Annotated in this window: 27 protein-coding genes; 25 read left to right on the top strand and 2 right to left on the bottom strand. The window is 43.1% G+C overall.

All coding sequences use genetic code 11. The annotated features are described in order from the left end of the window. The first annotated feature begins 76 nt into the window (after positions 1-76). From EO763_RS23010 to EO763_RS23000, 3 genes are all read left to right on the top strand, one after another. Positions 77-379 carry a TrfB-related DNA-binding protein gene (locus tag EO763_RS23010; RefSeq protein ID WP_161530526.1) on the top strand — a complete coding sequence of 101 codons (303 nt, stop codon included), beginning with the start codon at positions 77-79 and terminating at the stop codon, positions 377-379. Between the two features lie 753 nt (positions 380-1,132). Then, positions 1,133-1,501 (top strand): hypothetical protein, encoded by a 369-nt coding sequence (locus EO763_RS23005; RefSeq protein WP_161530525.1) that lies wholly within the window; start codon positions 1,133-1,135, stop codon positions 1,499-1,501. Positions 1,502-1,597: 96 nt separating this feature from the next. Continuing rightward, positions 1,598-1,861 (top strand): hypothetical protein, encoded by a 264-nt coding sequence (locus EO763_RS23000; protein ID WP_161530524.1) that lies wholly within the window; start codon positions 1,598-1,600, stop codon positions 1,859-1,861. A gap of 54 nt (positions 1,862-1,915) precedes the next feature. On the opposite strand, the gene EO763_RS22995 is transcribed toward EO763_RS23000, so the two are convergent. Then, positions 1,916-2,392, bottom strand: a complete 477-nt coding sequence (locus tag EO763_RS22995; protein WP_463357654.1) for a lytic transglycosylase domain-containing protein — start codon at positions 2,390-2,392, stop codon at positions 1,916-1,918. A 623-nt stretch (positions 2,393-3,015) separates the two neighbouring features. On the opposite strand from EO763_RS22995, the gene EO763_RS22990 reads away from it, so the two are divergent. Next, positions 3,016-3,405: a relaxosome protein TraM gene (locus tag EO763_RS22990; protein ID WP_161530523.1), complete on the top strand. Its 390-nt coding sequence runs from the start codon at positions 3,016-3,018 to the stop codon at positions 3,403-3,405. A 36-nt stretch (positions 3,406-3,441) separates the two neighbouring features. Here EO763_RS22990 and EO763_RS22985 read toward each other — a convergent pair whose 3' ends face one another. Beyond that, the gene (locus tag EO763_RS22985) at positions 3,442-4,080 is read right to left on the bottom strand and encodes an Arc family DNA-binding protein (protein ID WP_161530522.1); all 639 of its coding nucleotides are present in this window, start codon (positions 4,078-4,080) and stop codon (positions 3,442-3,444) included. Between the two features lie 201 nt (positions 4,081-4,281). Here EO763_RS22985 and EO763_RS22980 point away from each other — a divergent pair, with 201 nt between their 5' ends. The 21 genes from EO763_RS22980 (at position 4,282) to traH (ending at position 21,258) form a co-directional block, all read left to right on the top strand. After that, positions 4,282-4,635: a type IV conjugative transfer system pilin TraA gene (locus tag EO763_RS22980; RefSeq protein ID WP_161530521.1), complete on the top strand. Its 354-nt coding sequence runs from the start codon at positions 4,282-4,284 to the stop codon at positions 4,633-4,635. A gap of 2 nt (positions 4,636-4,637) precedes the next feature. After that, on the top strand, positions 4,638-4,940 hold the full coding sequence (gene traL / locus EO763_RS22975) for a type IV conjugative transfer system protein TraL (protein ID WP_161530520.1): 303 nt from the start codon (positions 4,638-4,640) through the stop codon (positions 4,938-4,940). Continuing rightward, positions 4,937-5,527: a TraE/TraK family type IV conjugative transfer system protein gene (locus tag EO763_RS22970; protein ID WP_323660859.1), complete on the top strand. Its 591-nt coding sequence runs from the start codon at positions 4,937-4,939 to the stop codon at positions 5,525-5,527. Before traL ends, EO763_RS22970 begins: the two co-directional genes overlap by 4 nt. Before the next feature lie 12 nt (positions 5,528-5,539). After that, positions 5,540-6,274 carry a type-F conjugative transfer system secretin TraK gene (gene traK, locus EO763_RS22965; RefSeq protein ID WP_161530519.1) on the top strand — a complete coding sequence of 245 codons (735 nt, stop codon included), beginning with the start codon at positions 5,540-5,542 and terminating at the stop codon, positions 6,272-6,274. Further along, positions 6,274-7,674, top strand: a complete 1,401-nt coding sequence (traB, locus tag EO763_RS22960) for an F-type conjugal transfer pilus assembly protein TraB (protein WP_161530518.1) — start codon at positions 6,274-6,276, stop codon at positions 7,672-7,674. The genes traK and traB overlap by 1 nt, the downstream gene beginning before the upstream one ends. 11 nt (positions 7,675-7,685) lie before the next feature. Continuing rightward, positions 7,686-8,126: a hypothetical protein gene (locus EO763_RS22955; RefSeq protein WP_161530517.1), complete on the top strand. Its 441-nt coding sequence runs from the start codon at positions 7,686-7,688 to the stop codon at positions 8,124-8,126. A 146-nt stretch (positions 8,127-8,272) separates the two neighbouring features. After that, positions 8,273-8,836 (top strand): type IV conjugative transfer system lipoprotein TraV, encoded by a 564-nt coding sequence (gene traV / locus EO763_RS22950; protein ID WP_161530516.1) that lies wholly within the window; start codon positions 8,273-8,275, stop codon positions 8,834-8,836. A gap of 208 nt (positions 8,837-9,044) precedes the next feature. Beyond that, entirely contained in the window at positions 9,045-9,221 is a 177-nt protein-coding gene (locus EO763_RS22945; protein WP_161530515.1) for a hypothetical protein, read from the top strand. Positions 9,222-9,352: 131 nt separating this feature from the next. Continuing rightward, positions 9,353-11,947, top strand: a complete 2,595-nt coding sequence (traC, locus tag EO763_RS22940; RefSeq protein WP_161530514.1) for a type IV secretion system protein TraC — start codon at positions 9,353-9,355, stop codon at positions 11,945-11,947. After that, a complete protein-coding gene (trbI, locus tag EO763_RS22935) occupies positions 11,944-12,351 on the top strand; it encodes a type-F conjugative transfer system protein TrbI (protein ID WP_161530513.1) in 408 nt (135 codons plus the stop codon). The genes traC and trbI overlap by 4 nt, the downstream gene beginning before the upstream one ends. Continuing rightward, positions 12,348-12,986 carry a type-F conjugative transfer system protein TraW gene (traW, locus tag EO763_RS22930; RefSeq protein WP_161530512.1) on the top strand — a complete coding sequence of 213 codons (639 nt, stop codon included), beginning with the start codon at positions 12,348-12,350 and terminating at the stop codon, positions 12,984-12,986. Before trbI ends, traW begins: the two co-directional genes overlap by 4 nt. Next, a complete protein-coding gene (locus EO763_RS22925; protein ID WP_161530511.1) occupies positions 12,979-13,257 on the top strand; it encodes a hypothetical protein in 279 nt (92 codons plus the stop codon). The genes traW and EO763_RS22925 overlap by 8 nt, the downstream gene beginning before the upstream one ends. A gap of 2 nt (positions 13,258-13,259) precedes the next feature. Next, positions 13,260-13,832: a hypothetical protein gene (locus tag EO763_RS22920; protein ID WP_161530510.1), complete on the top strand. Its 573-nt coding sequence runs from the start codon at positions 13,260-13,262 to the stop codon at positions 13,830-13,832. A gap of 472 nt (positions 13,833-14,304) precedes the next feature. Further along, complete coding sequence (gene traU, locus EO763_RS22915; protein ID WP_161530509.1) at positions 14,305-15,303, top strand: conjugal transfer pilus assembly protein TraU; 999 nt, start codon at positions 14,305-14,307, stop codon at positions 15,301-15,303. Between the two features lie 8 nt (positions 15,304-15,311). Further along, positions 15,312-15,932, top strand: a complete 621-nt coding sequence (gene trbC / locus EO763_RS22910) for a type-F conjugative transfer system pilin assembly protein TrbC (protein WP_161530508.1) — start codon at positions 15,312-15,314, stop codon at positions 15,930-15,932. Continuing rightward, positions 15,929-17,770, top strand: a complete 1,842-nt coding sequence (traN, locus tag EO763_RS22905) for a type-F conjugative transfer system mating-pair stabilization protein TraN (RefSeq protein ID WP_161530507.1) — start codon at positions 15,929-15,931, stop codon at positions 17,768-17,770. Before trbC ends, traN begins: the two co-directional genes overlap by 4 nt. Then, the gene (gene traF, locus EO763_RS22900) at positions 17,767-18,558 is read left to right on the top strand and encodes a type-F conjugative transfer system pilin assembly protein TraF (RefSeq protein ID WP_161530506.1); all 792 of its coding nucleotides are present in this window, start codon (positions 17,767-17,769) and stop codon (positions 18,556-18,558) included. Before traN ends, traF begins: the two co-directional genes overlap by 4 nt. Before the next feature lie 11 nt (positions 18,559-18,569). Then, complete coding sequence (locus tag EO763_RS22895; RefSeq protein WP_161530505.1) at positions 18,570-18,983, top strand: hypothetical protein; 414 nt, start codon at positions 18,570-18,572, stop codon at positions 18,981-18,983. Continuing rightward, positions 18,980-19,198, top strand: a complete 219-nt coding sequence (locus EO763_RS22890) for a hypothetical protein (protein WP_161530504.1) — start codon at positions 18,980-18,982, stop codon at positions 19,196-19,198. Before EO763_RS22895 ends, EO763_RS22890 begins: the two co-directional genes overlap by 4 nt. Next, positions 19,182-19,796 (top strand): F-type conjugal transfer protein TrbB, encoded by a 615-nt coding sequence (gene trbB, locus EO763_RS22885; RefSeq protein ID WP_425281369.1) that lies wholly within the window; start codon positions 19,182-19,184, stop codon positions 19,794-19,796. Before EO763_RS22890 ends, trbB begins: the two co-directional genes overlap by 17 nt. 97 nt (positions 19,797-19,893) lie before the next feature. Further along, the gene (gene traH, locus EO763_RS22880) at positions 19,894-21,258 is read left to right on the top strand and encodes a conjugal transfer pilus assembly protein TraH (protein WP_161530503.1); all 1,365 of its coding nucleotides are present in this window, start codon (positions 19,894-19,896) and stop codon (positions 21,256-21,258) included. Positions 21,259-21,327: the final 69 nt, after the last annotated feature.

The following is a 21,327-nucleotide window of genomic DNA, read 5'->3' as shown; positions in this document are numbered from 1 at the left end:
ACCACAGTACTGTTTGCCGCATTGACCTTATTTATCAGTGTACTTATTCGCTAGATTACAGATTGTGAGAAAATATATGGCTAGAGAACGTATCTCCAGTGACGAGTGGGCGCGCCTGCTACCAGCACTATCAAAGTGCGCCAAAGTTACGATCGACATGGCTCATGAAATTTTAGTCGAAGGGCGACGCCAAGTTGATGTCGCTGAGAAATATGGCAGAACTAAAACAACGGTTAACGCGGCAAAACGGCGTGTGTTAGAGCTTTGTGAAGAGGTTATCTCGGCACCTGATCTGGAATTCGTAGAGGTCTGGCTCCCCCGAGAAGAAGCGCAGCGCGTTCTTCAGATGGCCAGTAAGTACGCCGTGAATAAAAAATAACAATTACCAGTTTATGGCCAGCTCTAGGCTCGAGCTGGCACCTGTCCGTTTCCGTGTCTTCCCTCTGCTTTTCCCATCCTATACATCGATAGATTTCATGCGCTGGCCATCCTGGCCTGCATTTGTTATGGGCGTCCGAGCGGGTTGTCATGCTGCGCACTGAGCCAGACTGGTTTCCATCTCTGGCGTAATCCCACTGAAGAATAAATCTCATAACACCCAGGAACTGAGTCGCCGAATGTCTGTTTGGGCATGAAGTCGGTTGTGAATGGGGGGAGTTGGCTTGCGCGTGTCGGCCGCTGGCCGTCACGGCATCCGGTAAATCACGCCCCTGTTGTCGCAAGCGCCACCAGGGGCGCTCAACCGGACGACTTCGTCGAGCCAATGTGGGCTATGTGTCGCCTGAAAGTCAGCTGGGCTTTGCAGGGTGAAGGGCGGCGCGGGGCTGTATATGAGCGTGTAACCAGCTTCGCTGGGCTTCCGGCGGGATAACCCTCTGAGCCACCTTCAGCGGTATTTCCGCCTGTATGCGCTACGCGCATTTGTAAAGGACGCTGCGCACTGCTCGCGCCCTAAACATACAGAAGCATACCAAATAAAGTTAATTTTGGTTTTGTTGTTTGATACCATAAGTATACTTTTGGTGTGGGGTAATATATAATTTATACAGTCAGTTGAATTATTTATTTGCTGTGTTGGTCAGTGCAAAATCGAATTGCCACAGGGGATTTAAATGAGTTGGGGAGCCTTTAAATGTATGCCTATGCTCAGAACGTAGCGATGGATCGCCAGCAGTATATCGGATGGTGGAATAATTCTCTCCGGCTGGACGGGTTTGTTAGAAATATCAATTCGGCGAATGAACATGATGTAATCCGGGCGTCAATTGTGATTGACGATATTTTATCAACGGCGAGAAAGAGATGTGACCAGTACTGCGAAACCTTCGCAGTTCAGTTTTTATTGTTATCACTGAATTACCTGGAACAGATACCACGGCAACACTGCCACGCTTTTATTGAAGTCGCAAAAATGAAAGGCTTCTGTATTTCATATGATGAATTAGAGCGTAGCGACGACGGTTATGCGGAGCTCAGAGCTGAATTACGTGGAGATTATTAGGCTGAAGTAATAAAAAGCAGGGTTTCCCCTGCTCCTCATACCGGTTTATCCCTGAGAAAGCTAGACCGGTTAAATAACAAACATGGAGATAAAGCCATGCTAAATGCTGAAGTGTCGATCATTACACCAACTGAGCTTTATGTAAAGCAAATGGAAGCTCGCCGTGAAATAAAAAGGAATCAGGTTCGTACCATACACGACCAGATAGAGCCTAGTGAGATAAAACCCGAAATGAGGGATTTAGGATATTACATCGCTCGATGCCAAAAAAATGGTGAACGTGTCCGGATTCCAGCGTTATTAGGAAATGAGTGGGGGCACTTCTTGAGAACCTTAGAATTAACTCGGGAATATATGTGATTTATTACGCCCAGGAGAATTTTAAAAGTGAAAAAAGTCGCCGATGGCGGCTTTTTACTTTGAGCGCTCTGACGAATTCAATACTTCTTTTCTTGCCAGCAATACTCTATAAATACTCTTTATTTCTGCGGCGTACGCTTTACGAATGGCTATCTTTGATTTAGACGGTCCCGCATTGTACATTCCTACCGTATCCCAGCTTTTCCCGTAGCTTTTAAATAAGTCCGCTAATACCCATCCACCGGTATAGGTGCAGATGCAAGGATCACTCAGCAACAGAGAACGGTCAATTTTGAACTTTGCTAGTTTGGGATAGTGATAGCTATTAATCTGCATGCCACAGACATCCTCAGACCCATCTGAATTTTTATCATTGACTGCCTTTGCTTTTAAGTGCGACTCCTTAATCCCGAGAGACATTAGCAAAAGTGGATCAATTCCATAATCCAAACCGGCTTTTTCAAAACACATATCTGGCGTTGCCTGGGCAGACAGAGAAACAAAAAATAATGAAACGAGAACTTTATTCAAACACACCTTATTTGCCCTCTAAACGCAACGGTAAGCGATGGCGAAGGAAAATACTCCGCAAAGAGACTTATATCAAGAAATTTCCTTTCAAACGCGCAGGAGGCGCTTTAAGAACAAAGCAGACCACAACCTCAAATACCAAAAAGAAACCCAAAGACGCATATTCCCAGCCGCTCTTTACTTACCCCCTAACCCCCCACACCCCACGCAAGATTTCATCTTGCCGATTATGCTTTAAAGATTAGTGACTTACCTGTTAATATTGTTGTTGCTAATAGAATTAAGGCCGAAAAGGTGTGCTAATTAGCACACCAAACAGTGCCTAAAAGCCACACTTTAAGGTGCTCAATCGACACACCTGTTGGTGCCTATCGCGGCACTAACAGGTGTGTTAATTGTGTGTATGTAATTAAATCATATGATTGTGAATGGACTACAAGCGAGAATAGCGTGGGAGGTGCTATATCAACACACCTGTATATACTTGACTAGTGCCGAATTGCCACACATAATCCTGCCTGAATAGTTAACAGAGTCGCCAATAGGTTAAGACTCTCATTTTTTTCGAAAAAGACAAGCGGTGCCTAAAGCAGCACTAAGTATACAATCTAGGGAAATAAGAAATGCCAAGAAAGAATATCTATTTTAAAGATAAAATCGACAGAGAGATAGAAGGTATTCTTGAAATAGAAAAACAAAAGGGCGCATCAAGCGCTGAGGCAAATTACTCAGCCACGGTTAATGAGTTATGCAGATTAGGTCTAATGATTTATAAATCTAAAGAAGAAGGTCCTAACTTTGATTTAGAAGGTTTTCGTAGAGATTTGATAAAAAAATCAGCTGGGTCAAGAGAAGGTGTTATGATATTAACCGCGATGGTGACTGAACTTTACTTAAAAGTCATGGGGCGCGATAACCCTGATGAACTTGAAGGTCTATTAAACCAGAATATAACCTCAATAAATAATGCAGAAGAAGAGGCTGAAAGTCAGCACTTTGTAAAAGACGAGTAAAGAAACCGGCAGATCACTGCCGGCCTTATTGTCTAACTAACTACCACCAGTATCGCCAGCGAAATATCCACTTTCCGCTTCCTTTAATTTATCAGCTAAAAACTCATCAAATAATAGACATAATACTTTCAAAGATTGAACATCATCATTCTGAGCAAGTAGCCTTTCAGTGAAATACCCAAGAGAATCCATCAATCTTGTTAGAATTTCATCATTCAAACTACGGTGCTGGATTCTGGCCATGATTTTAATCTCATCCGCAAGGTTCTCAGGAATTCTCATGCTGTAACTTGCAGCATTACCGCGCACCAATATTCGTTCTCCGCCCCGCCAAATCCATAACTTCTTATAGACTGGGCTTTTATTACGACCTACAAATTTCTCTTCATCCTCACAAAAAACCAAAGAACTTAGCCAGTCTTCAAACCTGGCAGCAAAAGAAATTAATTTTTCACCCTTTATTGTTTTAATTAAATTAAGGTTAGGCCGATAATTTAGAGACACCATCAATCTAGCTACAATTTCCTCATTAACACTTCTATTGCCAGCCCTGGCACAAATTCTCAGCTCAAGAAGCAAGCTGTCAGGCGCTCGCAACTTCCACTCGATAGTATCGCCAGGAGTAAACTTACGAGGCCTACCCCGCGTCTCGTACATTTTCTCTTTTACTTTCATACCTATAGATCCCCCGCTTAGCAGGATGAGTGACAACCACACACAGGATACGTCCTGACAAAGTTAAGATTTTTCTGAATAAAGACTAAATATGTGACATAGATCAAAGTTTTTTTTTTTTAGGGTCATGAGACACTTACGCCCGCGTAAACAGGCACTTACGCAGACAACCTTTGTATACAAATTTGGAGAAGTTAATCGATGGCCAATACTGGCAATGCCCTTAATGCTAAAAAGGGACGGGCGGTAGCGTCTTTATTTCAAAAGGCGCGCTCTTTTTTCCAGCAAAAGAAAATTGTAGAAAAAGGCGGAATTGCATGCCTTGCTTTACTGGCGGCTCACCCCGCATTTTCTGCAACTGGTGATTTACTTGCATCTCAGGATGCAACTGTTACCAATACATTTGGCTCAGGCTCATCTCTGGTTAGATGGTTCTATTTGGGGGAAATATTTATGGGGGTTTTTATCTACATGAAAACCCGCTCACCGCTCGTTTTTGTCGGTGTTCCTATGGTTATTCTCTTTACCCGAATGGGCTTTAGTCTGGCGAGTTAACTATGAGCGGGGAGAATGATAAATATTACTTCCCGGAAACACTTAACCAACAGGAACGTATTATTGGATTGCCAATTGATGAGTTTTTAGTTGTCGCACCACTGTTAATAAGTGGAATTGTGTACAACATGTCAACGGTACTATCTATAGTCGCTGGCCTGCTTTGGTTATTGATAAGGTATTTAAAAAAAGGGCAGGGGTCGTATTGGTTGCTGAATTTCTGTTATTGGCACCTGCCTTATTTTGTTTTCAAAATAACTTTTCGTCAAATACCTGACTCAAGTTTCCGACACTGGAGGGCGTGAATCTTTTGAAATTATCTATTAAAGGGGACCGTGATAAAACCGTTGGTATTGTTATGCTCACAATCTCAGGGCTATTGGCTCTGAGTGTGACATCTAACGTGATAGTAGGAGGGTTGGCATGGCACTTCGCTACCACGCAGCGAACTGTTACCACTCCGATGATGTACAACCGGCCGTTTTCCTCAGATGCGAAGAATGGTGATAGCGCCGCAATGACAATGTTTGCGCTGTCGTTCGTGTATCTCCGTCTCAACGTCAGCCCTGACTCTATCGACTCACACCAAAAAGCAGTTCTGAACTATGTTGCATCTGATTTCAGGGACACTCTTAAAAAGAGCCTGGATATTGAAGCTGAGCGAATCAAGAAAGGAGGGATTACAACCAGGTACGAAGTTCAGGAAATTCGAGAGGTTAAGCCGGGGGAAATGGTAATTAAAGGAAAACTGGCTGCTTCGACAACAAATGGCCCACTGAAAAAGGACCTTAAGGACACCTATCCAGAGTACCGTATAAAAATGAGTTATGAAAATGGCCTCATCGGTCTGCTTGATTTTTCACAACTCGTTCCATCTGAAACTACTAAATAAACAGGTCTGCTAATGAGAATTCGTTTTTCACGGGCAGCTGCTGCGGTGTTACTGGCTTTTGGATTAACTGGCGGCCTTAAGGCCGCTACTACCCCAATAGCTTTTACTTTCGAGAATGACCAAGCTTTTGCTGTCACGCTCAGTAATAACAACCCCAACAAAATCATAATTGATGGGGAAATGGTAACACGAATCAGTGGCCCTGAAGGGGCGTATGACACGCGCAATACAGAAGATGGCGCCCTTATATTTTCACCACTTGTTGGACAGGACTTTACAGTATTTCTCGAAACCGCCAATGGAGCTGCTGTAAGCCTTAATGTCCAACCGAAACCTGGTACTGGTCGCACAGTACGGTTAACCCCTTTGTCACCACCATCTCGTCGTAATGGAGATGCAAGAGCTTGGGAGGAAAACGAAAGTTACGCCAAAACGCTCGTTAGCCTCTCGCAAACTGTAGTACGCGGAGATATCCCTGAAGGCTATAACGAATATCCAGTCAGTCGCATGGCAGGGTATTCACCAAATGTCTCAGTACAGATAACGCCGGAACGACAACTCGTTGGTTCCCATTTTCGTGTTGCCAGGTTCCGCTTGAAGAATACAAGCAATGTGACCATGGAATTAAAAGAGCGCGACTTTTGGAAAAAGGGGGTCCGAGGGGTAATGCTCTCAACACCGCGTCTCTATCCTCAAGGCTCAGCTTATGCATGGATTATCTTCTCTGGTGTTGAGGGAGATAATTAATGGGACTGAACGTTAATGTAACAACCCGAAACAAGCAGATCGCTATCTTGATTTCGATTTTGGCTGTCGGGGGAGCTGCAGCCACCGGAGTCATGATGATTGGTGATGAAAGAACGGACGCCCAGAAGAAACCAGCCCAAACAGAGCCAAGTTTGACAGGGGTAGTGACAGCCGCGTTTGATGCTCAGGTTAGTGAGTCAGCCTTGACGCAGCAGCAAGCAAAAACATCAGCACTTGAAAGCCAAATGACAAAGCTCGCACAGCAAGTAGAGGAAAATAAGAGCTCATTCGAAGGAAAGCTGTCCAAAAAAGATGAAGAAATTCGGCGACTGACGGAGCAATTAGCCGCTTCTTCATCAAGGCCGAATGAAAATCAATCCCAGCCTGTTGGGGCAAATGGCACACCACTGCCAAATGCCTTGTCAGCAGGGCAATCGCGACCTCCTGAATATACTGTTACTCCTGTTAATGGCATGCCGGCCGCCACTGGTGCCACCAATATGAATCAAGGAACTGGTTTTTACCCAGGGGGGAGCGGGCAGAGAATTACAGGTGGTCTGAGCTCCACTGCATTTACCTATGACCGCCTGAAAAAGAAACCTACCAAATTGCCTTGGATCCCTTCAGGTTCATTCTCGGACGCCGTCATGATTGAAGGTGCGGATGCTAATGCGAGCGTGACTGGCCAGCAGAATACAACCCATGTAACTTTTCGTTTGCAGGGTAACGTTACAATGCCTAACAACCATGAGTACGACATGGATGGGTGTTTTGTTAATGGTGAAATCTGGGGGGACATCTCAAGTGAGAGGGGGAATGTTCGGACCAAGAATGTCAGTTGTATTCTGAAAAACGGTAAGCACGTCGATATGCCGTTTCAAGGACACGCGAGTTATCAGGGAAAGGGGGGTATTAGAGGTAAACCTGTAATGCGTAACGGAAAAATAATTGGTTATGCTGCCGGTGCAGGATTCCTTTCTGGAATTGGTTCGGGGATTAAGTCCGCATCAACACCATCGGTTGGTCTGGGTGCTACTGCGTCCGTAAGCGGCATGGATGTATTGAACCAGGGATTCGGCGGTGGGTCTGAGAAAGCGGCTGATAATCTAAGCCAGTATTGGATAAAGCTTGCTGAACAGTATCATCCTGTCATCGACATTGGCGCCGGTAATTTGGTGACCATTGTCTTCCAGGAAGGTTTCCGTCTCGAGACACTCGAAGATGCAGAAGACCAGAAGAACGAAGCGAGCACTCAGGAAGCTGGAAATTCTGCTCAAACTTCCCCGCCAGTAAATAATGGTGCAACTACGACAAGCTCGAATGTCAATGTTGGCAATATAAATCCAGATGAAATACTGCGGAAAGCAAGGGAATTGCGGCTTGGTGATACCATCAATTAGGGGGGGCGTGAGTGAAGCTGAAATCAAAACATACCTTATTATCAGAGATAAGAACGGCTATTTTTCTTTGGCAAAACGAGCATGAATGCAATGGAGTAAAGTTAAAAAGGACAATATATATAGTAATGCTTTTTTCTCTTATATATCCTTGTTTGGTTTATATTAAAGGAATTGAGTGGATCATTGGTGCTATTGTTATTGGATCTTGTTTACTATGGCGGGTAGTTTCTTGGTTGACTGCCAACATTAAAGACACTTGGCCGGAGGTTATAGATTATAAACTTTCCAAGTATAATCCGGTTAATAAAGAGGCGTGGGAAGAACTAAAATCGGCCGCCGCACATAATGGAGAAATAAATGCTGATGCATTACTTATGTGGCTAGATAAGGAGATGGAGGCAGTTAAACCTAATACCTTAATGTTATTCCGTGGTAAGGGTGTTAGGAAATAAAGGCATTATTAACGCTTCAATTATGAGGTCGTAAAATGTCTAATATATTTGTTTTTTTTTCGCAGGTCTTTTGGTTATATCAATGTCCTCTTGGATTTGCATTGATATATGGGTTTTAAATTGACACCAAATGTTGAGATAAGATTATGTATAAAATGATGGGGGCCGCAATTATTTGCGGTGTATTGTCTGGTTGTGCGGGTATGAATTCTGACTTTGATTGCAATAAGACAGCAACTGATCAATGTTTAAGTATGACAGAAGCCAATAAATTAGCAGCGAAAGGTAAAAATATTGATGACTTAGCCGCAGAAAAAAGCGTAAAAAAGCCTGTGGGTGAAACCCTGCCGGCACTGCGCAACGCGGCTCCGATCGTTAACACTAATCGCTCGGTGTCGGCCGCATCAACCGGTTCACAAGCATTCAAAACTGTTTCTCCTCGCCCAATCTATAGCACACCAACTTCCGGCGCAGTAGCTAGTGTTCAATCTAAACCCAATTTAGCTGAAGGCAAAACGAGCTCTGTCTCTCCTTTGCCTTCTGCAGACTCGGGGCGGGTTGTTGCGCAGCGAATACCTGATGTAACTCAAAGATTATGGATAGCGCCATGGGTTGATACTGATGATAATTTTCATCAACCAGCAGTGATTGAGTTTGTTAAAAGTGAATCTCGTTGGGATCAGGATTTTAAAATAATCAGCCATGATTAGTTTTGTGATTTTTTGAATTCTATGGGTTCTACGGAGCCCACTGTACTGAGTAGTAGAATGCAGCATAAATGATGTAAGCATTAACTCAATGGTAGCGTGGTTTTTTTTCTGTTAAATGTTTATTGCTGCAATCTGCCTGAAAACCTCTTAATACCTCCTCGCGATAATTAATAACTTTTCAACTCCATCTTCCTAAAGGATATCACTAATGAGCAAGAAAGAGCTCGATGGTGCTTTTTCGCCAATGAATTGTAATGATGAAATTAATACCTTTAGAACACTAATAAAAAGGCAACCCACGCTAAAAAAAATGGGTTGCCAATCTGGTTCAATAGTGCCTTTTCTGAAACGTCGGAATAAGAAGTTTTTTCATAATTTATCTTGACGAGATGGCGTACCATCAAAAAAAAGCATGATAGCAATAGGAATTCCATCAGCTGGAAAATTATTTCTTGCTGATGAAATAGTTCGGTCCCTCACCTCCAATCAAAAGAATTATTCCAAAGGATAAAGGTAATGAGCAAAAACGTGCTCGACAGTCTTATTTCGCTAATTAGCCGAAGTGGTGATGCTGATGGCTCTAAAATGGCCAAACAAAATCTACAGCAAACATGGGATTATCCTTCATTGGCGGCGGCACTGCCTTGGCGATATTATGATGATGTAAACGATCTCTTCATTAATACCGGAACGGTAGGTTTTGTTCTGGAAGCGGCTACGCTGCCAGGTGCGAATGAGCAAGTCGTCGCAGCATTGGATGACATGCTCCGAAAGAAATTACCGCGTAAAGTCCCAGTCAGCGTAGTTCTCACCGCAAGTAAGTGCGTGGGGGAGCGCATTGCACACGGTGTTAGTTCAGATATGTGGCAAGGTCAAATGGCTGACCGGCTGAACAAAATAACTCGGGCCTTCTGGGAACGTTCTGCACTGAAGGGAATGTCTAATCTCCGAGACTATCCTCTGTTCCTCAGAAATTATCGTGTTTTTATTATTTATGGCCGACAGGTTAAGAAAATATCTCAACAAGTCATTGATGAAATAATGCAGATCCGCAGCACTGTGCGCGTCTCCCTAGACGCAGCACGCATAGAAACCCGTAATTCTGGTGTTGGGGAATTCCTCTCTGTTATGCGTGAGCTCATTAACTATCGCGAGTCGCAGGTCATGCCATCAAGTCGGGACTATAACGAAGATGAACATTTAAATCGTCAGATTATAGACCCTGGAATCGATGTGAAGGTTCGTCCAAATTATATCCGCGTTGAGCTTCCAAAATCAGAGTCAGGCATGGAAACGACAGCATGCCGCGTTGTGAATATGCAACTATCTAAAAACCCGAGGAGATTCGCCTTATGGCAAGGGGCAGATAACCTCCAAAACCTAAGATTCCCCGATCTTGGGATTCCTTGCCCATTTATGCTGACGTGGTGCGTAGAGCTTGAAGAACAAACTAAAAGTCAGAGTGAAGCACTGCGTAAAGATATGGATCTGAGCAAAAAAGCACAATCAGCGTACGGGCAGCTATTCCCTGGAACAAAACGAGCAGCGGATGAATGGCGAAAAATGCGAGAGGGACTTTCGACAAATGAGGAAGCATTGTGTCGCTATTATCTAAATTTGACGCTTTTCACTCCTGATAGTGACCGAGAGGCGCTCACGTGTGAACTTGCTGCAGTTAATGTTTTTCGAAAAAATGAAATAGAACTGAACACTATCCAGTATCAGCAGATGCGTAACTGGCTGGCTTGTTTCCCTTTTGTTATGCAAGAAGGGATGTGGGAGGACATGAAAGCCACCGGAGCTACTTTGAGAGCAAAGAGCTTCAATGCCGTCAACCTCATGCCCATTGTTGCCGAGAGGCAGTTATCCTATTCAGGAATGCCTTTGCCAACATATCGAAATCAGGTCGCGTTCTTCGATATGTTTGGGGAAGAAAACGGAGCTACTAACTTCAACATTGCCGTAACCGGTACATCAGGTGCGGGTAAGTCGTTCTTCACGCAGGGAGTATTGCGTGAAGTGTTGAACTCAGGGGGATTTGCCTGGGTTATTGATATGGGCGACAGCTATAAGAACTATTGTCATCAGGCTGGCGGGGTTTACCTGGATGGCGCGCAATTGCGATTCAATCCATTCTCTAGTGTGGTTGATATCAATGAGTCAGCAGAAGGGATTGTTCGCTTATTGACAGTGCTGGCGAGTCCTAACGGCACATTAGACGATGTTTGTGAGGCGATTCTTCAGAAAGCAGTGATTTATGCCTGGGAGAAAAAGCGAGCTGAAGCAAAAATCGACTACGTGTATGAATACTTGACGAGCGAGCAGATACTTACGGAGTTTGTAGCTAAACCTACTATTCTGGCTCGCCTCGCTGAGTTGGCCATGTTGCTAGAGACATACTGTACGTGGGGGGCTGATGGTGAAGTCTTCAATGCAGAAAAACCAACCCTTGACGGCGAGACACGCTTCGCTGTTCTTGAGTTGCTGAGTTTGGAAGATAAACCCAAATTACTAAGTGCCGTCTTGTTTTCACTTATTTTGGCTATTCAGCAAAAGATGTATCACAGCCCTCGAAACCTGAAAAAGGTTTGTATTATCGATGAAGCCTGGAGACTTCTTGGTGGTTCGAATCCACATGCTGCCAAATTTATCGAAACAGGGTACAGGACCGTTCGTCGTCACCGCGGGGCATTCATTACTATTACACAAGGCATTAAAGATTTTAGTGCCAGTAAGGAAGCTGAAGCGGCCTGGAACAATAGCTCAACAAAAATCACCCTGTTACAAGATGCGAAAGCGTTTAAGTCCTATCTGGCTGAAAACCCAGATCAGTTTTCTGATATGGAAAAAGAGGTTATCCGTTATTTCCAACCAGCAAAGCTCTCAGGCTTTAGCTCCCTTTTGATCACTGCGGGGGAGTTTAGTTCATTTCACCGGCTTTTTGTTGACCCTGTTACACGGGCGATGTTTAGTTCTCGTGGAGAAGACTTCGCGTTTATGCAAGAAGCGCAAAAACTTGGAGCTACTGCTGAGGAAGCGGCCTATTTATTGGCTGAAAAAGAATTTGGTGTGGAATTAAAGGAGCTAGAAGAATGGGCGGGAATAGCATGAGTTCTAACGATAATAACGGCATTGTCGATGTTAAGAGTGAAGGTGGCTTTTCATTTCAACCATTAAAAGCCATGTGGTTTATGATACTTGCTTTTACATTTTTAGGGACGGTATTTGTTGTTTCTTTAGCTACTGTAAGGATGACTGAACCTCAGATTGTAACGTTTGATATGAAGGGTACTATTGACCTATTTATGCAACAGTCAGCTCAACAGAATCAGGATGAACAGAAGGCACGAATTCTAACTGAGCGTTTCAATCAAGCGCTAACAGAAAGCCTGGTTAACTGGCAGAGCAAGCATAATGCCACAATTCTTGTTGCTCCAGCTGTGATTGCGACGAAAAAAGATATAACAAGAGAAATTCGGATTGATATAGCTAAACGGATGGAGAAAGGAGGATGAGGGATTATATTTCTCCAGCTATTATTTTTAGTGTGATTATTGCCACGAATGTTTTTGCAAAAGACTTTGGTACCTATGGTCACCTCTATCAACCCGCTGAACAGGATATGCTGGTATTCATTGAGAATCGCCTAAAAGCTATGGAACAAACTGGCGAATTAGACCGCCTGAAAGATGAGGCAATTGAACGCGTAAAACGGAACGCAGTAAGGCCGGCACCAGTGCCAGGCCTGACTCCAGCAACCACATATCGAACATTCAATTTCGATCCTAGCATGATAGTGGCCAACAATATCACTGATATGAAGGGAAATGTTATCGCACGTAAGGGGGATAAGGTTAACCCCCTGGATAAAGTACCTTACAGTACAACGCTCTATTTTATTGATGGTGATAATAAAGAGCATATAGCTTGGGTGAAGAAGAAAATTGCAGGAAAGGTTAACTTCAAGGTGATTCTTGTGAACGGAAATATAAAGGATACCAGCGATGCTTTAGACGAACAAATTTACTTCGATCAGTCTGGTGTTTTGACTGAGAAATTTGGGTTTAAATCGATTCCTGTGAAAGTATCACGCGATGGTAGTTTTTTAAAAGTAGAAGAAATTCCAGCAACAGGAGGGAGGGATGAGTGATTATCCTCTTGATATAATAGATAAAAAAAAGCCAAGGAAAAAACTTTCAAAGAATTCATTACTGCGAGAACAGGGTGGATACCTTCAGAAAACATATCCCGAACTTGGATCCTGGCAGAATCGATTTGTTGCGATTGTTTGGCAGAAATATTGTGAGTTTTCAGGAAAAAATGCTAATGAAGAAGATATCACATCACGCGATGAAGGTTTTCCTGAGTATATAATAAAATTGTGCGAGGAAAAGATGATCGCACTTGGCGAGTGGAGGTAAATATGGCAGAGGAAATAGGCGTGCGGCTGATTAGGTCGGATGTGGATTTAATAGGTGTTCCTTACCAGCAACTTGAATCATCAAGTAACTTTAATCCTTATCTTGTTGGTGCTGTGGTTTTTATAATCACAATCATTGGTATGTTAATTTTAATAATGGTAATTATTTATCATAAAAAGCATCATGCCAAAAAAAATGATGTAAAACATAATTTAATAGAAATTAGCTATGATAGTTATGAGAACGCAGGCGCGGTTTTTAGAAGAGTGAATGCAGGTTTTTATCAACATTTACTCGCTGAATTCTCTAGGGCTTTGAAAGCGGATGGTTATAAATTAACGAGAAATCGAAAAGAATCAGTCATGGTTCCAGGAGGCGATTTAGCGAAGATTGCTGAAAGTTTTACGCGATCAAGAGAGCTGTATTTGGCTCCATATCAAAAGGAACCCGACTTAACCTCAAGAGTTGAAGATTACTTGTCATCTGGATATGCGATTGGATGGGTTATGTGGATGATAAATGCGAGCCTGTCAGAGGGATGGTATATAGCACAAATAGAATTATGTGATGTATAGACCGCTCATCTATTACATTGAACATTTACGCTAATGAAAAATTTAAACCCACTAAACAGGTCGCTTCAATGAAAAATACCCCAGATAGAGGAAAACTGAAAAAGCCGCTTATTACTACAGCTCGGTTTGACCACGAAACGTCTCAGAAGATTGACGAAATTCTATCAGAGAATCCATTGTATACACGCTCTCTCATCATGAGAGCTTCAGTTCTGGCTTTACATAACCTCGCTAAAGCTGAGCGTGCAGAGCTCATATTGGAAGCTGCTGCACACTAACTACCTAATCCTGCGTTTTCTTACTCTTCGCGGTGTGCTCCTACTTGAACGGAGGCCGCATCCTTCATTCTTGAGGAACACTCAATGCAGAATCCCATTTGCTTTAGGGCGCTGTCTGCTGCCCATTGCAACGTACTTTGTTATGTCCTTTCCAATACTGAGTCGCAGAGTTACCAGCCTTTTGAGGAGTGGTTATGCAATGGCGTGTAATTTATTTATCGATCTGCCTCTTGTTTGGAGCTTCCTCATTACAGAAAGCCGCTGCAGCAGGAAGTAATGCCGGCGACGGCCGTTGGGTGAATCCGATAAGTGACGTGTGTTGGAAGTGCCTATTCCCCATGTCTTTGGGGAGTATCAAACTGGCGTCAGGGCCTCAGCCTGATACTAATAATCCTGCATCTCCCATTCAGATATGCCCTATGGGCATTTTTTATCGTGTTGGTCTTGCGATCGGATATTGGGAGCCAATGGCAATGGCAGATGTGACCCGTGAGCCAGGTGTTATGGTGAACATGGGGGGCTTTAAAATAAATCTTGGTCGAACGGGGACGGGAGCAGCGGGGCAAAGCGATCGTCCAGCTGCAGGAACGTTCTACCATGTCCACTGGTACAAGTACCCGCTAATTTATTGGTTGAACATAATTACCTCAATGGGGTGCATGCAGAGCGGAGATATGGATATTGCCTATCTTTCCGAAGTCGATCCACTGTGGAACGACAGTACGCTCGCAATGATTATAAATCCTGAAGCTGCGTTGTTTGGCAACCTTATTGCTCAGGCTGCTTGTGCAGCTGACGCTGCGGCAAGCTCAGCGGGGATGCCACTTTCTCCGCTATTTTGGTGTGCCGGTGCTCAGGGGTCGATGTATCCATTTACTGGGTTTACGAGTGGTGAGTTTTCACCTCTGGAAGCATCACTTCTAGTAACGGAGCGTATGGCTTTTAAGCTGCATCGAGAAGGATTGATCATGAATTCCGTTGGAGCGGATACGGCAGTCTGCCACCAATACCCCTCTCCGATCATCCCAAAGGAGCGTTGGCGTTATCAAATGGTCAACATGTATCCAGAGAGTAATAGCTGCCATGCATTTGGGGCTAGCACTCAGATTTGGGGGGCAACGCATAATTCACCAACTTCTAAGAAAAACTTCGGATATCTACTCTGGCGCAAACGTAACTGCGTCTATCTGTGAGGAAAATAATGAGAAATCACTATCTAAGGGCCTTTATATTTGGTGGCCTAATGTCGTATGCGGCAGTTGCTTTTTCCAGTGCCCAAACTTCAGTTTCAAATCATGATCGTGAATGGATTAAAGAACAGCAGAAGTCACTCCAGCAATTTAAAGATTCGGTCCGCGGGCAGAGCATGCCTTTACCTGCTGCCCAGCAAGGTCTCGTTGAGCGCATACAGAAAGATATGACAGCCAGTAATAGCCAGCCTGGAGCAGAGGGAAAAAGGGCATTCCCCGCGATTTATTTTGTCAGTTTAGGAATACCTAGCGAAGGCCTTAAGCAGATGCTACGTGATGCGAGTCGGTATGAGATACCCGCTACGATCAGGGGATTACTGGAAAATGATTTTAGAAAAACAGCATCAACAATGTTCGAACTTTCCAAAGACGATAATAATATTGGTGTACAAATCGACCCGACGTTGTTCAACGATTACGGAATTACTGCAGTTCCTGCACTGGTAGTGACTTGTGATGGGAAATTTGATGTTATCCGCGGTAGTTTGCCTCTATATGAGGCATTGGAAAAAATTGCTAAGAAAGGAGATTGCGCTTCAACCGCTAAGCAGTTAATGGAGGCAGCGAAATGAGACCTCTAGTGGTGGTTGCGCTATTACTATCCTTTTCAATAGCGCGAGCAGATAGTAATCAGGATGCTTTCAATGCGGGAGCGAATTTTGGTAAAGGAAGTGCTTCTCAAGCGACTAACAGCCTGTCAAATCCCGGCATAATTGCCGAATCAATACCTGGTTATACAAACACTCCGCCACAATCTGGGTATTATGGTGGGGTAAGAGGAGATGATGGCGGGATTAGTAATAAAGGATTAATTGAGTTTAATAATAGTGATGTTGGAAAAGCTATCACGGATTCGAGTATAAGAAACCCAGCAACAATAATAGACCCTACTGCTACTTTTATCACGAATGGGAAAAGTCACGAGGCGAACGCTGATTCCATTGTTGACGGAACAAACAAACAATGCACTGAAACATTTGTTTCAAAATCTACATATGAAAAATATATTTGTGATCGTGATGTTTATAATGAAAATAGTTGCGAAAGAACGGCGGAAATAGGTGGAGACTGGTCAGGGACAAGTGTTGAAGAAGTTGTGGTGATAGATATATCTGGTTTTACAATTGATTATGATGATGCTACTGAGGGGTATAAATTTAGTGTTATTTCTCCAGTCAGTGGTGTTGTTAAATCAGCAAAGCTAGAAATTGTGGTAAGTCTTGATATGTGGAATGGTAGTGTCAACTTTATGAATACTGACATGAAATTTACAACTTCAGAAGTTTTCAATTTAAATGCTGCAGGTATTGAATTGAAAGAGAAAGATGTAATATCAAGTAACATTATATGTTCTGGGTACGGTCAGTATAAAGATAGTTGCAGGTGGGACTATACTTGGGTCGCATTAGCGAATCTAAGAAATATAAAATTAACGATGGTAATTGGAGGTAAGTCATTTAAACCTGAAATAAAATGGAGTGAAGTGTGTGCGATTAATAAAAATGAAGTCCCTAAAATATCAGAAGTCTGTATTGAGCCTGGAGGTGAAAAAACAATTACCGTAGAGGGTAAAGAATACGCTCTTTATAGCGATTGCTGGAAGTATCAAGAAACATATGCGGTGCCATCTGGTTCTGAAGGTAATTGTGGATCTCTTAGTAGTGCAGCAAACTGTACCGTGGTATCTCACCAATGCACCAGTCAAATAGGGACATATTGTGAACATGAGAATGTTACTTATGAGTGCGAAACAAAACACGAGTCCTCAGGGCTTCTTTGTGGTGGTGATTACTTTTGCCAAAGCGGGGATTGTGCGGCTATAGATGGAGCCAGTGACAGCGGTTTTGACATGGCTGTCGCTAAATTGGCTGGTTTGGCTTCGGCGGCCGACGATGTTAAGGATGAGCAAGAATCTATTAATGTTAAAGCTTTTACTGGTGAAGCTATGAGTTGCCGTAAGGCCATTGCAGGATTTTCAAATTGCTGTAAGGATTCAGGCTGGGGGGCAGATGTTGGTCTATCTCAGTGTAATAGTGACGAAATGGCACTAGGTAAAGCCAAGGCAAAGAAAGTTACTGTGAGTATTGGAGAGAGATGTGATCGCAAGGCGTTAGGTGTTTGCCTCCAAAAAAGTCAGGTCTATTGTGTATTTGGCGGGAAGTTAGCCCGGATCATTCAAGAGCAGGGTAGACGTGACCAACTAAGCATTGGATTTGGCAGTGGTAGTTCACCTGATTGCCGAGGAATTACAGTTCCAGAGCTACAAGGTATCGATTTTGATAAATTAAATTTCTCTGATTTCTATGAAGACCTTATGACGAATCAGACGGTACCAAATACCGATGTAATGGTTAAACAGGTGAAAGACCGTATTGCTGCTCAAGTACAGCAAAGCGGAGCCAGCAAATGAAACCATTCCTTTGGGTTCTGACTTTTATTGCTGGAAGTGGGCCGGCTTTGGCAGAGGAAATTGTCACGCCAGCGCCTCCATTTACAGGTTGGCAATGGTATAACGAGCCAGTAAAGAAAGCGCCGCCTCCTAAACCTAAACCTCAGCCACAGCCACAAACACCTCAAGCCATACCAGACTTCAGTAAGATGACTGCGCTTGAACAAGCGAAGGTACTGAAGGGCTATACGATGGAGGCATTGAACCGCGCGATTCTATACCCAAGCAGCGAAAATACAGCGACGTTCCTCCGGTGGCAGAATTTCTGGACAGAACGTGGCTCAATGTTCAGTCAGTCATTTGCTGTAGCCCAGTTGAAACATCCTGAACTTGACTACAACCTTCAGTATCCGCATTACAACAGTATGGCTCCATATGTACAGAACCGAGATCAGCAGCAACGCCAGGACGCAATTAGCCAATTAGCTCAACAGTATGGAATGTTTTACTTCTACCGTGGTAGTGACCCTATTGATGTGCAGATGGCTGGGGTTGTCGCTGATTTCGCGAGAGTAAACAACATTGCGCTAATTCCTGTAACGGTAGATGGCCAGGTAGCCCCTTCCGTTCCAAATAGCCGACCAGATGGTGGGCAAAGCCAGGCGATGAATATCAGAAACTTTCCAGCACTGTTTCTTATTGAGCCTAAAACGCGCCAGTTTAAAGCGCTATCCTATGGTTTTATGACTCAGGATGATCTGGCAAAAAGAATATTAAATGTTTCGACTGGGTTTAAACCAAATTTCTAAGGTTTCATATTATGAAAATTATTTTTATGTCACTCTTTTGGATGATTCGAGGGGCTATATGTTCTCTTATTATTGTACCTGCGAGTGTTTTATTTGTAGTGCTGCTACTATCATCAAATGGTTCAATTTCTGGATGGTATATTGAAAATGCCATAGAACGTGTGCACGATGTTCCGTACGGCATGGTAAGAGACTGTGTGCAAGAAATGCAAGAAATTCTACCCGAGGATAAACCTACACCCCCGAATATCAGAGAGTGTAAGGAGTTGATTGTTGAAAAGACAGTGTGGCAAAAATCAATGGATAGTTCTTTGTCACTTTTGTACTTCTGCTTAGTTTTTGTATCTTCTATTTTATATATTGGATTGTTTCTACCACGGCTTAGCGATTCCATATCAAAATTTAAATTGGATAGGGAAAAATGAAAGATTTAAATATGTCTATTAAGCTGCTTGTTTTGGGTGTGATAGCTAAGACCATAAGTGATCTCTTAGACTATTCGGTTACATTAACCCAAGATTTAATTAAAGTTGTAGCGTTTACAATGTGGGCTGCTGCAATTTATTACTTAGTGAAGGTTTTACTGAAAAATTTCCGCGCTAAAAACGAAAAGGGAACAAGTAATGATGAAGTTCTGTAATTTAGTTTTACTCATTTCGGTGTTTCCGTTTATTGTTGGTGCAAGCGTTCGAGATGAAATTAAATCGCTGGAAGCTAATAAAAGAATTGAAAAAAAATCTACGGAGGAGTTAACCAGCTATAATAAAACTATTGAACCTAAACTCTCTCTAATGTATCTACCTGATGGGCGTCAGGTAGATATGAAAGACTATGCGATAGTTTTATTCATGCAGGCTAATTGCAAATACAGTAAAGAATTCGACCCTATGATAAAAACATGGGCGGATAAGCATAATATAAAAATTTACCCTTATACGCTTGATGGCGGTGGGGATGTATCTTTTCCAACACCATTAATTCCCCGTAAAACAGAACCTGGTGCACCATTAGCTGAAGAGATCATGACATTTTTTGGTAATGGCTTGCCGATAGCAACGCCTACAGCGTTCGTTGTTAACGTTAATAATCTTAAAGCCTATCCACTCACGCAAGGGCAGATGGAGCTCACTGCGCTTGAAAGTCGTTATGCGAACCTCGTTCAGGCTGATATGGATAACGTTGATATTCGGCAGATACCTCCAATCCCTGTCAGTACCTTAATTACTCCCCAGCAATAAATCAGGAACTTAAAATGATTGGAAAACGTATCCCTGATGACGAGGGTGCATCACTTCTGTGTGGATATCAGAGTAGTTTAAAAAAAGGACGAAATAGATGATTAACTTACGAAAAACTGCTTTGGCCTTATTTTTTTTAAGCTTTGTGAATACAACCGTTCGTGCGGACGTGAATAGTGATCTGAATGGTTTTTTTGGGAGCCTGGGCTATAGCGGTAACGTCACACAAGCGCAGGCCTGGCAAGGACAAGCAGCGGGATATTTTACGGGAGGGTCGGTGTATCTCCGTAATCCTGTAAAGAACGTACAGCTGATTTCTATGCAGTTACCATCGCTTAATGCCGGTTGCGGTGGTATCGATGCCTACCTCGGTTCATTCAGTATGATCAGTGGTGAAGAAATCCAGCGTTTTGCGAAACAGATTATGAGTAATGCAGCTGGCTATGCTTTCGATCTTGCTCTTCAGACGATGGTGCCTGAGTTAAAGCAAGCTAAAGACTTCCTTCAAAAGTTGGCAAGTGATGTGAACTCAATGAATATGAGCTCTTGTCAGGCTGCCCAAGGCATCATCGGTGGTTTGTGGCCGGTTACTCAGGTTTCACAGCAGAAGATATGCCAGGACATTGCCGGTGAAACAAACATGTTTGCGGATTGGGCTGCATCACGGCAAGGTTGTACCGTAGGCGGAAGGGGAAATAGTGTCACTGACAGGGCTTCTGATAAGCAAAAAGACCAGGTACTGAAGAATAAAAATCTCATCTGGGATGCTCTGAGTGTTAACCATTTATTTGATAGTAATCGTCAGTTGAAAGAATTAGTGATGAGCACTGTTGGCTCAATAATCTTCAATAAAGACGGTAATGTCACGATCCTTACTCCACTGGTCGATAACCGTGATCTAGTCAAAATTCTGATGCGAGGTGGTTCTGCAAAGATATATGGGTGTGATGAAAATACTTTGTGTTTAGGTCCCGGCGTTGTTGATGTGAGCATTGCTGAAAGTAATGCCTTAGTCACATTGGTTAAGAATTTAATGCTTTCGATACAATCAAAACTTACAGACGATACCCCGCTCACTGCGCAAGAAAAAGGGTTTATTAACACGACATCTGTTCCTGTACTCAAGTATCTAACCAATGCCCAAAGTATGGGGATGAGTGCAACATATCTTATCCAAGTATCAGACTTTATTGCGCAAGATCTGATGATCCAATATCTGCAGGAACTTGTAAAACAAGCGAGTCTTTCTCTTTCGGCTAAAAACTTCCCTGAAGAAGCGGCCAGCAAACTGCGTGATAACGTCATTCACGCCCAAGGCTTATTAGCAGATATGAAACTTCAATCAGCTGCCGATCAGAACGCGCTTGATGGTATTGACAGAAATATGCAGTACTTACAGCAGCAGGTATCAACAATTGTTTCTGGATCGTACCAAAGTAATTATCACTGGGGAAATCCATGAATTATTTAGTTGATGCTGAAGGTGATTTCTATTTTATGAATAATGCCCCCTCTATATTAGTTTCTGAAT

Origin of the sequence: Pectobacterium odoriferum, assembly GCF_009931295.1 — a bacterium.
GTDB lineage: Bacteria > Pseudomonadota > Gammaproteobacteria > Enterobacterales > Enterobacteriaceae > Pectobacterium > Pectobacterium odoriferum.
This window is presented reverse-complemented; position numbering and strand designations above follow the sequence as displayed.